This is a genomic window from Rhizobium sp. CB2179 (assembly GCF_057653455.1).
This window is the reverse complement of the sequence record NZ_CM172781.1, coordinates 3,149,225-3,163,959: the sequence shown is the minus strand read 5'-3', so window position 1 is coordinate 3,163,959 and position 14,735 is coordinate 3,149,225. Positions and strand designations below refer to the sequence as shown.

The window sequence follows — 14,735 nt, the reverse complement described above, 5'->3', positions numbered from 1 at the left end:
GCATCAGATACTCCGAGGTTTGATCTCCTGCAGGAATGGATTGCTTCGCCGCTCGTCGCCGATGCGGCTGCCGGGGCCGTGGCCGCAGATGAAGCCGACGTCGTCGCCGAGCGGCAATACCTTGTCGCGGATCGAATCGAGAAGCTGCTGATGATCGCCGCCGGGCAGGTCGGTGCGGCCGATCGAGCCGTTGAAAAGCACATCGCCGAGATGAGCGAAATTCTGCGCGCGGTTGAAATAGATGACGTGGCCGGGGGCATGGCCGGGCGTGTGATGGACCTCGAATTCATGGGCGCCGAAAGAAATCTTGTCGCCGTCTTTCAGCCAGCGGTCGGGCACGACGTTACGCAATCCTGACATGCCGTATTTTTCAGCCTGGGTTTCGATCCGCTGCAGCAGCGGCAGGTCGTCCTGATGTGGGCCGATCACGTCGATGCCGAGAGCTTCCTTCAATTCACTGGCGCCGCCGGCATGGTCGAGATGGCCGTGTGTCAGCCAGATTTCCTTGATGGTCAGGCCGTTCTGGGCAATCGCCTGCAGGATGAGTGGCACGTCGCCGCCGGGATCGACGACGACGCCTTCCTTGGTGTCGGGATCGAAGAAGATCGTGCAGTTTTGCTGGAAGGGTGTCACCGGAATGATGCCGGCCTGGAGCATGCCCATAAGTGCCTCGCTTGGTGTCTCTGCTGCTTCGGGTATAGTCCGAAACCGCGGCAAGGACAGCCGGAATCTTGTGACATTGGCGGTGTGCCTCACGGTAAAAAGACGGACTGCAACAAGAATTTATGCCCTCTTCGCCATCGTCGCAGGGCGAGAAAATCGAGCTTTTCTCAATTCTTCCAAACGTTTGCATGAAGTCCCCCGCAAGTAGTGTTTCGCTGGGCGGCGCGCATGGGAACATCGTGGAAGCCCGCGCGTTGTCAGCCCATCGAAACCAAGGAGACGCTCACATGACCTTGAAGAGAAACATACTGTTGGCTGGAGCCGTGCTCCTGGCGAGCGGCGGTCTTGCGCAGGCGGAGATGATGGCGACGACGGTCAACGATCTCAACGTCCGTGCTGGCCCCGGCCCACAATATCCCTCGGTCGGTCTTGCCACCCGCGGTTCCACCGCAGTGCTCGACGGTTGCATCGAAGGCAGCCGCTGGTGCCGTGTCGACGTCAACGGCATGCGCGGCTGGGTCTATGCCGATTATCTGCAGGTCGATCACGGCGGCAGCTCTGTTATCGTCGAGCAGCACCGCGCCGAGATCGGCGTTCCCAGCGTGACTTACGAGTCGACCGCGAGTGTCGTTCCGGTCGATCCGCAGCCGGCGCCGGGGGACGAGTTGCTCGGCCCCGTCGGGTCGGTCGAGACTATCACCCCGCCGGAGACGGTGCGCACCTATATCGACACCAATCCGGGTGAGACGGTGCAGCTTGGCGGCGATGTCGTCGTCGGCGCAGAGGTGCCTGCTGACGTCACCTTCCAGACGATTCCCGACTACGAATACCGTTATACGAGGATCAACGATCGGCCGGTACTGGTCGATCCCGGTACACGCCGGATCGTCTACGTCTATCAATGACGTGATCGATAGAAACTGAGGTCGAGGCGGACGTTGGGCCGCCTCGTTCCGGGGCGCTTCTCGCTGCCTTAATCCCGCATCGGTTGATTTTTCTTAACGCTTTCCTCCAAAATATGATAAAATACTAATATGCCGAAGGTCGGCATGGATCGGCGATCGGGGAGATCGCCAGAGGAGGAAATCATGGAAGCGCTACTTCCGCTCATCACACAATTGATTGCCGGTGCAATCGGCGGCAACGCCGCGAGCGCCGCTTTGAAGCAGCAGGCGATCAATGTCGTCGCTCGGACGATCGCCGGTGCGATCGGCGGCGTCGCCGGCGGTATGCTGCTCAGCATGGTCGGTGGAGAAGCGGCTATGACCGGCCTGATCGCCGACGGCATCGGCGGCCTGATCGGCGGCGGCATCCTCTCGACGCTCGCCGGACTGGTCATGGCACGGGCGCATAGATAAACGGCCCCACGGGTCTGTATCTACAGCGTCGCGCGTCTTTTGAGACGCGCAAAGGACGCTGTAGCACTTTGAACTACTGCATAATTTTAGCCTTAAATAGATTCCGATTTAAGGAATTATGCAGTGGCCAGACCGATTGCGTGAGGACTTTATTCGGCGGCGATTGCCGCCGGATAGACTTCCTTCATGTAGTCGTTCATCGAACATCATCGCATCGGCTTAGCTCTCGGCTTCGGCGGCGTGCTTGGAAATGGTGCAGATCATGTAGAGACCGGCAGCCTTGGAGGCGCAGGGCGCCGTCTTCGGATCGGGACGGCGGCATTCGGCGATATCGAGGCGGATGCCCTTCAGCTTTTCGGTCGGGTTGAAATAGCTGCCCTTTTGCCAGATGGCGATGGCGACATTGATGCGGTTGGCCTGCGCCCCCGTCCAACTGATCCAAAGGGATCGAAGCCATTCCCAAAATCCTCCGGCGCTTCAAGCGCCATGCCTGTTGATTGTTGTCCCCATTACGTTTTATCCACAGACGCAAGGGAAAACGCGTATTGCGTCGGAGTGCCGGACGGGTCTTGGTTTCCCGGGAAGTGCCAGGGAAATGAGAGACCGTGCGGGGCTCCCGCAGAGTTCGCGGAAGCTGATAGCGACGCAAATTTATATCAATAAAGCTGGCATATTTTCGCGAAAGTTTCCCGCCGCGCGCGGACAAAGAAAGGAAATGCCGAGTGTCACGACAGACCGGCCCGAAAGCAGGCAAGCCAGAGCCGCTGGCCACGCCGATGGAAGATACTGATATCATCGATTTCGAGATCATCGAGCTGTTCTTCTTCGCCTATCGCGACTTCGTTTCCGATCCTGACGCCATCCTCGAAAAGAGCGGCTTCGGCCGGGCGCATCACCGCGTCGTGCATTTTGTCAACCGCAATCCCGGCATGACGGTGGCCGATCTTCTCGATACGCTGAAGATCACCAAGCAGAGCCTTGCAAGGGTGCTGAAACAGCTGATCGATTCAGGCTATATTCGCCAGGTGGCAGGTCCCGAGGACCGGCGGCAACGCAAGCTTTATCCAACGAAATCGGGACGAGAGCTGGCGCTTGCCCTTGCTGAGCCGCAATCGCGCCGCATTGAGCGGGCATTCGAAGGGGCTTCTGCGGAGGTGCGGGAGGGCGTAAAAGCTTTCCTCAGCGGAATGCGGGACAGACAGAGGGCGGATTGAATGGCGGTCAAGACAGGTATTTCCGACGATGCGGCGCACTTGCTGGTGGTCGATGACGACTCCCGCATCCGCGCGCTGCTCAATCGTTATCTCGCCGAGAACGGCTTCCGCGTTACCGTCGCCGCCGACGGCGCCGAGGCGCAGCGCAAGCTTGCGGGTCTCGATTTCGACCTCATCATCATGGACGTGATGATGCCTGGCGAATCCGGCATCGACGTCACCCGCGGACTTCGCGCCATCAAGAACGTGCCGATCATCATGCTGACGGCGTTGGCAGAATCGGGCAACCGCATCGAGGGCCTCGAGGCAGGCGCCGACGACTATCTTTCCAAGCCCTTCGACCCGCGCGAACTGGTGCTGCGCATCAACAACATCCTGCGTCGCAACGCCGGCGGCGAGGGACCGAAGATCGAACAGGTGATGTTCGGCCCCTACACCTTCTCGCTGACCCGCAAGGAACTGAAGAAAGCCAGTGAGGTGATCCGGCTCACCGACCGCGAGCAGGAGATCATGCTGCTCTTTGCGCGCCGTGCCGGCGACACGATCCCGCGCCATGAACTGATCGGCAACGATACCGAAGTCGGCGAGCGGACGATCGACGTGCAGATCAATCGGCTACGGCGTAAGATCGAGGATGATCCCGCCAATCCGGTCTGGCTGCAGACCGTGCGCGGTATCGGATACAGGCTGAGCATCGACTAAACTCAAGGTTCGGGACCGGCGCTGATGGTGACGATCGACAGTTTGCGGCGGGAAGACCGCACTTCTGCGCCGGGCTGGCGTTCGATCGTCCGCTGGCTGCGCCGGCGGCTGCCGACCGGACTTTACGCACGCTCGCTGCTGATCATCATCATTCCGATGGTGCTCTTGCAATCCGTCGTCGCCGCCGTCTTCATGGAGCGCCACTGGCAAATGGTAACGGAGCGGCTGTCGCTTGCGGTCACCCGTGACATCGCCGCGATCATCGAGATCATCGAGACCTATCCGCAGAATTCGGACTATAGCGAAATCATCCGCATCGCTCGCGACCAGCTCAGCCTGCAGATCTCGATCGAGCCGGATGGCGACCTGCCGCCGCCGCGCGTCAAACCGTTCTTCTCGATCCTCGATGGCATCCTCAGTGACGAGATCACCGACGAGATCCATCGGCCTTTCTGGATCGACACGGTCGGCAACTCGAACCTCGTCGAGATCCGCATTAAACTCGACAACAAGATCCTGCGGGTGCTGACCAAGCGCAGCCAGACCTATGCCTCGAACACGCATATCTTTATCGTCTGGATGGTCGGCACCTCGCTGGTGCTGATCGGCATCTCTATCCTCTTCCTGCGCGGGCAGATCCGGCCGATCCTCACCTTGGCGCGCGCCGCCGAAAGCTTCGGCAAGGGGCAGAAGCCCGATAATTTCTATCCGCGCGGGGCTGACGAGGTCAGGCGCGCCGGTCTTGCCTTCATCCTAATGCGCGAGCGAATCGAACGGCAGATCGAGCAGCGTACCGCGATGCTCTCCGGCGTCAGCCATGATTTGCGCACCATCCTCACCCGCTTCAAGCTGCAGCTGGCACTGGCCGGCGACAATCCCGACCTGCATGGCCTCAACGATGACGTCAACGACATGCAGACCATGCTGGAGGCCTACATGGCCTTTGCACGCGGCGAGGTCGAAGAGGGTGTCGGCGAGCTGAAACTCAGCGAGATCTTCGCAAAGCTGGAATCCGATTTCGCCCTGTACGGTAAAAAATTCAGCTATTCGATCGAAGGCGATGACGATATTTCCGTCAGACCGAACGCCTTCATGCGTCTCGTCACTAACCTTGCCTCGAACGCGCGCCGGTATGCCGATAGTCTCGACATTGAGGCCAAGCACAATGCCAAATGGCTGACCGTCATCTTCGACGATGACGGGCCCGGCATTCCCGAAAAGAACCGTGAGGACGTGTTCAAGCCGTTCTTCCGGCTGGATACGGCGCGCAACCTCGATGCATCAGGGACCGGGCTCGGCCTTGCGATCGCCCGCGACATTGCCCGCAGCCACGGCGGCAACGTCACGCTCAGTGACAGCCCGCTCGGTGGGCTGAGGGCAACGATCCGCATCCCGGCTTAGGCAGGGGCTGCGCCAAATCGGCGGCATATCAGGTGGACCGCAGCGATACATTGAGCGACATGAGAAACTGTCTTTTCGCGGCCTCGAACGATGCCGATGCCCGATCACGCTTTCTCGGCAGGTCAATGCCGATCTCCTCGAGAATGCGACCGGGCCATGGTCGCATCACGATAATTCGGTCGGCGAGGACAAGCGCCTCGTCAATATCATGCGTCACCAGCACGAGCGTTGGGCGCGTTTCGGCCCATATGTCGAGCAGGTGATCCTGCAGATCGGCGCGCGTGAAGGCATCGAGGGCCGAAAAGGGCTCATCCAGCAGCAGCACTTCCGGTCGGGTAATCAGCGCGCGGGCGATTGCTACTCTCTGGGCTTGGCCACCTGACAACTCCTTCGGCCACCGTCCGCCCAATTTCCCGAGGCCCACCTTTTCCAATGCAGCCTCTATCTGCTGCCTGCGATTATCGCCTTCGAGTTCGGCGAGGCCGAAGCCAACATTGTTTGCGACACTTAGCCATGGAAATAGGCGCGGCTCCTGAAAGATTAGATTGATCAGCGGATGCGGCTTGGTAACCTTTTCGCCGTTCAGCTCGACTGTTCCTTGCGTGGGAATGTCGAGGCCGCTGATCAAGCGCAGCAACGTGCTCTTGCCGCAGCCGGATCCGCCGATGACGGCGACGATTTCTCCCGGAGCCAGCCTGAGCGAGAAACCCTCCAGAGCACGAACCCCATTTGCATAGGTTTTTTCCAAATTTCGCAGCGTCAGCATCAACTCATCCCTCACGCCTGTAACTGTCCTGCCAGGTCAGGAAAGGTGTCGTCGCCGCAAGCAGCAGACTGTCCGTCAACTTGCCGACGACCGCGAAGGCGATGATGGCAGCCATGATCTGGTCCGGCTTGCCCATTTGCTGGCCATCGACGAGAAGATAGCCGAGGCCCTCCGAAGCGCCCATGAATTCCGCTGCGACGACGAACATCCAACCGAGACCGAGGCCGGATCGCAAGGCAGTCACATAGGCCGGGAAGACCGCAGGCAGCATGACCCGCCGCACCAGCGTGAAGCCGGAAAGCCTGAAGATGCGCCCGACCTCGACAATCTTGCGATCAACCGAGAGGATTGCGCCCGAGATGCCGAGATAGACCGGAAAAAAGACTCCCACGGCGATCAAGGCCACTTTCGATGTCTCGAAGATCCCGAACCAGAGAATGAAGAGCGGTACCCAGGCGATTGACGGAATGGAGCGGAGCGCCTGAAGCGATGGATCGATCAGTCGACGGGCGAGCCCAAAATATCCAGTTATAGCGCCGGCGATCGTGGCCGTGACGGCGCCGATCGCAAATCCGAAAAACACCCGTACCGTGGTGATGCCGATATGATTGAGCAGTTCACCAGACTTCAAGAGCACCCATAGCGTCGCGGCGACCCTGGATGGCGGTGGCATGAGACGGCCTGAGAACCAGCCGGCCGCAATGGCAATCTCCCAGAACAAGAGCCCGAGCGCCGGTAGCAGAACAGCCACTGCCACCTTGTTGCTCACTCCATAAAAGATAGACGCCGCGACCAAGCGCAGCGTCCTCGTTTCCGTCTTGATACCGGTTTCGGTCAAGTCCGTCATCGCGATGATCTATGCTCTGTTATTGGGTTTTCCCGACCGCAAAACGATCGTCGATCAGCTCGTTCGTGACTTTGGGAATGTCGACGTCTGCTGGCAGGACACCGGCGCTTTGCAGGGCGATGCCCGCTTTCGAGATCGTATCGCGCTGCAGATCGCCGATCGTCGATTGCGATATGTCCGTCCGCTCCAGCTGCTTGGCGATCACGTCGTCCGGCAGCTTTGCCGCTTCCACCAGTGCCGCCTTGAGTGCCGCAGGATCGGCGAGCGCCTCCGCCCGTGCCTGCTCATAGACGGCGATGACGCGCTTGATGATATCGGGATGGTCCGCGGCAAAGGTCTCGGTCGTATTGAGCACGCCCCAGCTGTTGTTTTCCGGCTTGCGATAGAAGAGCTTTGCCTTGTCGTCCACTTCGGCGGCCGCCATCAGCGGATCGAGCCCGGCCCACGCATCGACATCGCCGCGCAGAAGCGCCAGCTTGCCATCGGCATGCTGCAGCAGGACCAGCTTCACGTCCGATTGTTTCAGGCCGGCATCGGCCAGGGCACGGACGAGAAAGACATGCGGATCGGTGCCGCGGGTCACCGCGATCGTCTTGCCCTTCAGATCCTGAACGGTGGAAATCGGACTGTCGGCGCGGGTGACCAGAGCCGTCCATTCGGGGCGCGAATACACATAGATGGATTTGATCGGATTGCCGTTGACCCGCGCGATCAGTGCCGCCGCACCCGCCGTCGAGCCGAAATCGATCGATCCGGCGTTCAGGAATTCCAGCGCCTTGTTCGAGCCGGCGGACTGCACCCAGCGAATGCTGATATTGTCCTTGGCGAATTCCTTTTCGAGCAGGCCTTCCTTTTTCAGAAGAACGCTGACGGGATTATACGTCGCCCAGTCGATCCTGATTTCCGAAAGATCGGCAGCCTCAGCCGATGACAGCCCCAGTCCCAAGGCAACCGCGGCACCGATTATCGCCGAACGAAACACGCCCATAACTTATTCCTCTCCCTACGATTGCCATCGATACGTTCTACGGGCACTGGTGACGGGCGAGAAACTTATAACTTCTATTTCTATGGAATTTGTAGAAATATTTTTCCTCGGCCGCGGGGACGCGTGGTGCGGTGCGCAATGTCGAGAAAGCGGAGGGTCGGGAGAGGCCAATTGACGGTTCGACAGAAAGAAAGCGGCGGTCCGCAGGCCGTCATGTTACAAAATTGACACGGAAGGCAGATCCCATTGAAGAAAAATAGTCCGACGATTATCCGGGCCGCCGAAAGCGGCAACGACCCGGATAGACTAGCGCACTTCCTTTCGACTTCGGCATCGTCGGTGACGGTCGAGCCCTTGGATCAAGGAAAGCTGTCTTTTCGTTGTGACATGGTCAGCCTTGGACCGATGACTCTGATAAAAGCCGCCTATGAAGGGCGCATGCGCAACACCAGACATGCGGAGGGGGATAAACTGCTTGTCGTTCTCCCGGACGAAGGCACTGCAAATATACGGGGTCTTTCCGAGGACTTCGCATCAGCTCCGGGAAAAGGAGTTATAATTGACGCGGTGCATAATAGAGGCTTTGACATCGCCGAGCGGCGCAGGCACCTGACCGTAGCTGTCGATCGAACCGAAATGCAACGTCGGCTTTCTGTCATCCTGGAGACATCAGTGGGAGACAATTTCGCGTTTCATCCCGAGATCGACCTAAGCAATGGTGCCGGGTGTCTGCTCGGCCAATTGGCCAATTTCATCTTCGAGGGTGGGTCAAATATTGCGTCGCTGCCACCAAGCGTGTTCGCCAACCTTTCGGACGCATTCTTCAACCTCGCGCTCGGCTCGCTACAACACTCCTTCTCCGATCGATTGCATGCCGGGGGGGCGACCGCGTCACCTCGCCAAGTAAAAAGGGCAATCGAGTTTATGCGCGCTCACCTGCACGAGGTCCTTACTTTGGAGCAAATCGTGCAGGCATCAGGGGGCAGCACGCGTGCATTACAACTAGGTTTCCAACAATTTAAGTTCACGAGTCCAATGCGTTATCTTAAGGATCTCCGACTGGAAGCCGTTCACAAAGAACTCCTGACGGGTGACAATGTGAGAACGATTGCTCAGGTTGCCCAAACGTGGCAATTTTTCCAATTGGGTCGTTTCGCAGCAGACTATCATTCCCGATTTGGCGAATTGCCTTCTCAAACCTTTTCCAAGAGAGGCTAGCGCATCGATCCGAAAATCGGCATCGATTTTCGGAAAACGCGATGCGAGGATTGAAAGAGTTGGAACGTCCTTTGTTTGTCAGAAAGGACGCACGGCGCTCTAAGGACATTTCGGGAGCGTGGGCGATCCCCTCACGTCTGGTTTTACGAGATCGCTTTCAAGGTGAACCGGCCCGCCATGTCGGCCTGATCAAGCATCACCCAACCGGCCTGCATTATCTCTCGAGTGAGCTGCCTTTGTCCCGTTTAAGATTGTGATCTCTTCCCGGTCAGTGACGAGCGCTCGAAGCGCCGACTGCACAAGTTTCTGCGCTTCAAGTTCTACGCAAAGAGTTATTTGAGGGATTAGTTGTCGCGCTGGTCCAGCTGTTCACTCGCGTATGACGAAACGAGCGCAACGCATGTCTATTCGACAGACGCAGGCTCTGTCCGCTAAGCGCATCTTTCGTTTCAATCATAGATTCTGCGCGCAGTCGTTAACCGTGAGGAGCGAGTTAATCGGCTTTCGTTCGAGATCACCAGCGGCGGTGCCACCACCTTGAGAGAACCCGCAGCGGAAGCGAACTGCAAAAGCATAGAGAGGCTAGATCGTGCAAAGACCGAGTATCAAAGTGGCCATGGTTGGCATCTTCTTCTTATTAGGATGTCTCGTCGCGGCATTCGGATACGCCGCCATCAGCGGCATGCGGATACTCAACGAGCAGACCGAGGAGTTTAGCGAGAGCTACCTTCCAAGTGTGCATCAGGCTCATCAAATTGCTCAGGCGAGATTCGAGCTAGGCATCTTGGCGGCCAACCATCTGTTGCAGGCAACGCAAGACCAGAAGAAATTTGCTGAAATGCTTGTCTCCTCCCAGAAGACGAAACTGAACGAAGAGATCAAGGCATACGAGCCCCTGATTACGACGCCGCACGAGAGAGAAATCTTTGAAAAAATGCAAGCAGTCGCGAAGGACTATGACAAACCTCTGCGGGAAATGATGGATTATTCTTATGAAGGCAACGGACAAGCCGCCACAGGCGTCTTTGCGACCGATGTTAAGAATATCGCTGATAAAATGACTGCGTTAGCCAATGATCTGGTGAAATCCGCCATGGAAAGAGGTCAGCAGGCTCACCAGACCAGCCTTCAGGTTTATGGCTCGACCCTGAATTTCACTTTCATCATTCTTTTGGTCAGCCTGATCTTGGTCGCAGCCGCCGCGGCTTTTGCCGTGTACGCCATCGCCGACCCGGCCACGAAGATAACGGCGGCGATGCGCAAGCTCGCATCCGGCGACACCAGCGTGAAGATTCCCTTCGCGGGGCGCGCCGACGAGATTGGCGCCATGGCCGCGGCGGTCGAAGTATTCCGCCAGGCCGCGATCACCAATGCTCGCTTGGAAGAAGAAGCTGAGACTGGCCGCAATCTCCAGGAAGCAAATCGCATCGCTGTTCAGCAGTCGGCCGAAGCGGCAGCCAATGAACGTCTCAGGGCGGCAACTTCGGGCATTGGCGGGGGCTTAAAGCGGTTGGCCGCGGGGGATCTCGCCTTCCAGTTGGAGGAAGCATTCGCTCCTGATTTCGAGCCGTTGCGTCACGATTTCAATCAATCGGTGCAGCAGCTCGGGACCGCTCTTTCAGCAATCGTAGACAGCATTTCAACGATGGATAGCGGGACGTCGGAAATTGCGTCAGGCGCTCATGATCTCGCAAAAAGAACCGAACAACAGGCCGCCTCCTTGGAAGAGACCGCAGCAGCCCTGGATGAGATCACGGTCAACGTCGGCTCATCTGCCAAGCTCACGGAGGAAGCACGTCGGGTCGCAACGCAAGCCAATCACAGCGCTGCGAAATCTGCCGAGGTCGTCTCCGACGCTGAGGATGCCATGCGTCGGATCGAGGAAAGCTCGCAACAGATCTCCAACATAATTGGGGTGATCGACGAAATCGCGTTCCAAACGAACCTACTGGCGCTCAACGCCGGCGTGGAAGCCGCGCGCGCGGGCGATGCGGGGAAGGGGTTTGCGGTGGTTGCACAAGAGGTGCGAGAACTCGCCCAGCGCGCTGCACGAGCCGCCAAGGAGATCAAAGGCCTGATTCAGAATTCGTCCACGGAAGTTCAAAGCGGCGTTAAACTCGTCCGCGATACGCGTCAGTCGCTTGACTCGATCGGCGGGCTCATCGGCCAGATCAATACTCATATGGACGCAATCACTGTCGCGGCAAAGGAGCAATCCGTCGGGCTGTCTGAGGTCAACACCGCGGTTAATACGATGGATCAGGTGACGCAGCAGAACGCCGCCATGGTGGAAGAGTCCACAGCAGCTGCCGCTACTCTTGCCCAGGAATCAGCGAAGCTGAAGCAACTGGTCGCGCCCTTCAAGGTCGCTGCGGTTATTCGGCAGGGGTCAACGGGTCCGCGCGTCTATGTTGCGGAGGCGCGGAGCCCGCAGGTTGATTCTCCCGCCAGAGTGTTGGGAAGCAGGGTCGCGAAGGCATTCGGAGGTGGGAGCCAAGCGTCAAGCGTGGCATTGAACGACTGGCAAGAGTTCTGACGTTTGCCTCGTTTCGCGATGGTTGCGGTGCTTCCATCGCGAAAGTGTTTCTTTGAACCGCTCCATAAACACCACCAAATCAGGCCCGATGCCTTGCTGGTATCGATCGTTTGAGCATTGAGCATTGCGACGCGGACACGCTCTATTCCTTCGAATTGCGCATATTGCTTTCCGAAGTCGATTCGATTTTCGGTGTCATGGGCTGGAAAACATCAGCCGACGGGTAGACAAAAAGAACGCGCCGCTGAGAAGCGGCGCTTGGCATTGAGGATATCGGGAGATCAGCCGGCGGTGCAGAAGTGGCTGCGGCCGTCATTGCCGATATAGGTGCCGCTGCGCGGATCGAAGGAGCGGTAGCGGTAGGAGCAGTAACGCTGCCATTGCGGCGACCAGGGCTCTACCGCCGTGCGGACCGGCGCGTAATATTCCGGCTGATCGACATAGACGCGGCGCGGCGCGCGATAGACCGGAGCGGGCTCGTAGTAATCCGGCTCGTAGGCTGGGTCGATGTAACGGCGCTCTTCGTAAACCGGACCGTTATTGGCATTGGCGATGGCCGAACCGACGATCAGCCCGGTGGCAAGGCCGACGGCGCCGCCGACCCACGCATCGTTGTTGCCGTGATTGCCATGGCGCCAGTGGCGGTCGCGGGCCGACGCTTCACCGATGGTGGAAAGCGTGAGTGCGGCAGCGGTTGCCGTCAGCAGAAGGGTCTTGGCGAGCCTGTTCATCATCATAATCCTAATCCCGGGAACCGAACGCCGGTTCCTTTCTCGATGGTCACAGTCGTAGAGATTTGTAGCTGAACCAAGGCTGAACGACAAAACCCGGCATTGCTGCCGGGCTTCAACTCGAATTCGCCAGCCTTGTTAAGGGTTCAGCCCGCAATCTGCAGATTGACGGCCTTCGGGCCCTTGCCGCGGCGATCCGGCTCCGTGTCGAAGCTTACCTTCTGGTTTTCCGTCAGACCGGCCAGGCCGGAGGCCTGAACGGCAGAAATGTGAACGAAGATATCGGCGCCGCCCCGGTCCGGCTTGATGAAGCCGAAGCCTTTGTCGGTATTGAAGAATTTTACAGTGCCAGTCTCTGCCATGCCTCAGGTCCTTTTCTCTCTGCCCGCCATCCACACGGGCAGCATCATAGCATTGCCCTCCTTGCGGGAGGTGTTGGCAGGCAATTCTTGAAATTTGAGAAAAAGGTCCCCTCTACCTCGACCTGTTCCAGGCAGGACTTTCGCCCGCCATTTTCGGAACCGGCTGACCGGGATATTAGCGTTCCCGGCGCGCAAATACTTAAGGACTTCCCATGCTCGCAAAATGCCCGAACACGCTGAGAGTGCTGCGTTTAAAGGACTTTGGCAAGCAAAAGTTTTTTAACGTGTCGTTCCTGGCACATCCCTGCCGATATCCAATTTGCGCAAAAACGCAAAATTTCCTTCGCCGATAGGGAATGATTAACGTTTTATATTGTCTGCAATATAAATTCCGAGCAGATTTTCCCAAAAATGCAACGTGAACGCGTCTCCCGCATCCGATAATTTTTTTTCCGATGTGTGACTCACCCATATTTGGACGCGTGTTCACGTGGCTGGCAGGCGTCGGCGGGTCAATCCGGGCACGAGCTCGACCACAAGCATAGAGATAAACATTAGTGCGCAACCTGCATAACCTGTTACCGGCATCGTTTCGCCGAGCAGCAGGGCTGCAAGCGAGGCGCCGAAGAGCGCTTCGGAAGAAAGAAAGATCGCGGCCTGCGAGGGCGTCGTGTAGCGCTGGCCGATCACCTGCAGCACGAAAGCCACGCCCGAGGAGAAGATGCCGACATAAAGGATCTCCGGCGCCGCGGCCTGTATTGCCGAAAGGCTGACCGGTTCGACGGCTGCCGCAACGGCCAGCGCACAGACTGCGGTGACGGCAAATTGCGTGGCGGAGAGTGCGAGCGGCCTTCCGGTCTCGGAAACGGTCGTGCCGGCAAGGGTGATCTGAATCGCCCAGAAGACGGCACAGACGACGGTCAGCAGATCGCCAGGTGTCAGCGCCGAGAGATGGCCGCCGGACAGGAGATAGATGCCGGTGACCGCCATCAGCGCCCCCGGCCAGATGATCCAATGCGGGGCACGGCGAAGGAAGAAGACGGCGATAACAGGTACGAAGACGACATAGAGGCCGGTGATGAAGCTGGAATTCGTCACCGTCGTCGTCTGCAGGCCGACCTGTTGCGTGGCTGCGCCGCCGAAAAGGGCAAGGCCGATCAGGATATAGAGCTTGGCATGGCGTGCGCTGGTCTTTTCCTTTGCCTTGCGCGCTTCAAAAAGGACGAAGGGCAGTACGGCCAGCGTGGCGACGGCAAACCGCAGGCCGATGAACCAGAAGGGGCCGATCGCCTTCATCGCCGTCGACTGCGCGACGAAGCCGCCGCCCCAGATGGCGGCTGCAAGCAATAGGAGGAGGTTCGCCTGAACGCGCGTCATGTCGTCCTCGAGGGGAAGGGAGATGTGCCCAAGCGGTTAGCAGTTGCGTTTCCTTTCGGCAAGGGTGAAGACTTCGTGCCGGTTGACGGAGGTGAAGACATGCGAGGCGAAGAACGGAAGCCGGCCGGCGGTGCGGTGGCGCCTGGGACGGTAGGCTATTCCGGCACGCCGCTCGCCAGGAAACTCGGTCTTGCAGAGGGGCAGGCAGCCGCACTTCTCGGTATTCCCGAAACGATCGGCGACATCAATGGTTTCGACGGTTTTGCTTCGGTCGTCCACACGCTTCCCGAGATGCCTCACCGTGCATTCGACTATGTGCATCTGTTTACGACAGAACGGGCGGCACTGGAGGCCATCGCGCCCGCGCTTTTTCTCGTCCTCAGACCGGACGGGATGGTCTGGATATCCTGGCCGAAGAAGAGTTCACGGGTTTCGACCGATATCACCGAGGACGTGCTGCGGGAGGTTCTGCTCCCAACTGGCCTGGTCGACGTCAAGGTCTGCGCCGTCCACGAGATCTGGTCTGGGTTGAAATTCGTCATCCGCAAGGAACTGCGCGGCTCGCTATGACG

Annotated in this window: 15 protein-coding genes and 1 pseudogene; 8 read left to right on the top strand and 8 right to left on the bottom strand. The window is 58.5% G+C overall.

What is annotated here, in order from left to right; translation table 11 throughout:
• Window positions 1-3 precede the first annotated feature (3 nt).
• On the bottom strand, window positions 4-663 hold the full coding sequence (locus tag AC244Q_RS15855; protein WP_012758434.1) for an MBL fold metallo-hydrolase: 660 nt from the start codon (window positions 661-663) through the stop codon (window positions 4-6).
• Between the two features lie 287 nt (window positions 664-950).
• Here AC244Q_RS15855 and AC244Q_RS15850 point away from each other — a divergent pair, with 287 nt between their 5' ends.
• Both AC244Q_RS15850 and AC244Q_RS15845 read left to right on the top strand, forming a co-directional pair.
• Entirely contained in the window at window positions 951-1,568 is a 618-nt protein-coding gene (locus AC244Q_RS15850) for a DUF1236 domain-containing protein (RefSeq protein ID WP_026157437.1), read from the top strand.
• A 183-nt stretch (window positions 1,569-1,751) separates the two neighbouring features.
• Window positions 1,752-2,021: a hypothetical protein gene (locus AC244Q_RS15845; protein ID WP_003541697.1), complete on the top strand. Its 270-nt coding sequence runs from the start codon at window positions 1,752-1,754 to the stop codon at window positions 2,019-2,021.
• 222 nt (window positions 2,022-2,243) lie between these two features.
• Here the strand turns inward: AC244Q_RS15845 and AC244Q_RS15840 are convergent.
• Window positions 2,244-2,459, bottom strand: a pseudogene (locus AC244Q_RS15840) (branched-chain amino acid aminotransferase); the annotation flags it as partial.
• A 284-nt stretch (window positions 2,460-2,743) separates the two neighbouring features.
• Here AC244Q_RS15840 and AC244Q_RS15835 point away from each other — a divergent pair.
• Genes AC244Q_RS15835 through AC244Q_RS15825 form a run of 3 tightly spaced genes read left to right on the top strand, consistent with a single transcriptional unit; the run spans window position 2,744 to window position 5,338 of the window.
• Window positions 2,744-3,235 (top strand): MarR family winged helix-turn-helix transcriptional regulator, encoded by a 492-nt coding sequence (locus tag AC244Q_RS15835; RefSeq protein WP_012758431.1) that lies wholly within the window; start codon window positions 2,744-2,746, stop codon window positions 3,233-3,235.
• Window positions 3,236-3,937 carry a response regulator gene (locus AC244Q_RS15830; RefSeq protein WP_003581129.1) on the top strand — a complete coding sequence of 234 codons (702 nt, stop codon included), beginning with the start codon at window positions 3,236-3,238 and terminating at the stop codon, window positions 3,935-3,937. It abuts the gene before it with no gap.
• A gap of 24 nt (window positions 3,938-3,961) precedes the next feature.
• Entirely contained in the window at window positions 3,962-5,338 is a 1,377-nt protein-coding gene (locus tag AC244Q_RS15825; protein ID WP_017994806.1) for an ATP-binding protein, read from the top strand.
• 28 nt (window positions 5,339-5,366) lie between these two features.
• Here the strand turns inward: AC244Q_RS15825 and AC244Q_RS15820 are convergent, their stop codons facing one another.
• Genes AC244Q_RS15820 through AC244Q_RS15810 form a run of 3 tightly spaced genes read right to left on the bottom strand, consistent with a single transcriptional unit; the run spans window position 5,367 to window position 7,939 of the window.
• Entirely contained in the window at window positions 5,367-6,104 is a 738-nt protein-coding gene (locus tag AC244Q_RS15820) for an ABC transporter ATP-binding protein (RefSeq protein WP_128405959.1), read from the bottom strand.
• Window positions 6,105-6,108: 4 nt separating this feature from the next.
• On the bottom strand, window positions 6,109-6,951 hold the full coding sequence (locus tag AC244Q_RS15815; RefSeq protein WP_012758428.1) for an ABC transporter permease: 843 nt from the start codon (window positions 6,949-6,951) through the stop codon (window positions 6,109-6,111).
• A 19-nt stretch (window positions 6,952-6,970) separates the two neighbouring features.
• Window positions 6,971-7,939, bottom strand: a complete 969-nt coding sequence (locus tag AC244Q_RS15810) for an aliphatic sulfonate ABC transporter substrate-binding protein (protein ID WP_128405958.1) — start codon at window positions 7,937-7,939, stop codon at window positions 6,971-6,973.
• Window positions 7,940-8,185: 246 nt separating this feature from the next.
• Between AC244Q_RS15810 and AC244Q_RS15805 the strand changes: the two genes are divergently transcribed.
• Window positions 8,186-9,157 carry an AraC family transcriptional regulator gene (locus tag AC244Q_RS15805; RefSeq protein WP_080635459.1) on the top strand — a complete coding sequence of 324 codons (972 nt, stop codon included), beginning with the start codon at window positions 8,186-8,188 and terminating at the stop codon, window positions 9,155-9,157.
• A 616-nt stretch (window positions 9,158-9,773) separates the two neighbouring features.
• Window positions 9,774-11,693, top strand: coding sequence for a HAMP domain-containing methyl-accepting chemotaxis protein (locus AC244Q_RS15800; RefSeq protein ID WP_017994800.1), 1,920 nt, complete (start codon window positions 9,774-9,776; stop codon window positions 11,691-11,693).
• A gap of 281 nt (window positions 11,694-11,974) precedes the next feature.
• On the opposite strand, the gene AC244Q_RS15795 is transcribed toward AC244Q_RS15800, so the two are convergent.
• From AC244Q_RS15795 to AC244Q_RS15785, 3 genes are all read right to left on the bottom strand, one after another.
• Complete coding sequence (locus AC244Q_RS15795) at window positions 11,975-12,430, bottom strand: BA14K family protein (protein WP_206641042.1); 456 nt, start codon at window positions 12,428-12,430, stop codon at window positions 11,975-11,977.
• Window positions 12,431-12,570: 140 nt separating this feature from the next.
• A complete protein-coding gene (locus AC244Q_RS15790; protein WP_003561293.1) occupies window positions 12,571-12,786 on the bottom strand; it encodes a cold-shock protein in 216 nt (71 codons plus the stop codon).
• A 486-nt stretch (window positions 12,787-13,272) separates the two neighbouring features.
• Window positions 13,273-14,163: a DMT family transporter gene (locus tag AC244Q_RS15785; protein ID WP_128405956.1), complete on the bottom strand. Its 891-nt coding sequence runs from the start codon at window positions 14,161-14,163 to the stop codon at window positions 13,273-13,275.
• 99 nt (window positions 14,164-14,262) lie between these two features.
• Here AC244Q_RS15785 and AC244Q_RS15780 point away from each other — a divergent pair, with 99 nt between their 5' ends.
• Complete coding sequence (locus AC244Q_RS15780) at window positions 14,263-14,733, top strand: DUF3052 domain-containing protein (protein WP_128405955.1); 471 nt, start codon at window positions 14,263-14,265, stop codon at window positions 14,731-14,733.
• The last annotated feature ends 2 nt before the right edge of the window (window positions 14,734-14,735 follow it).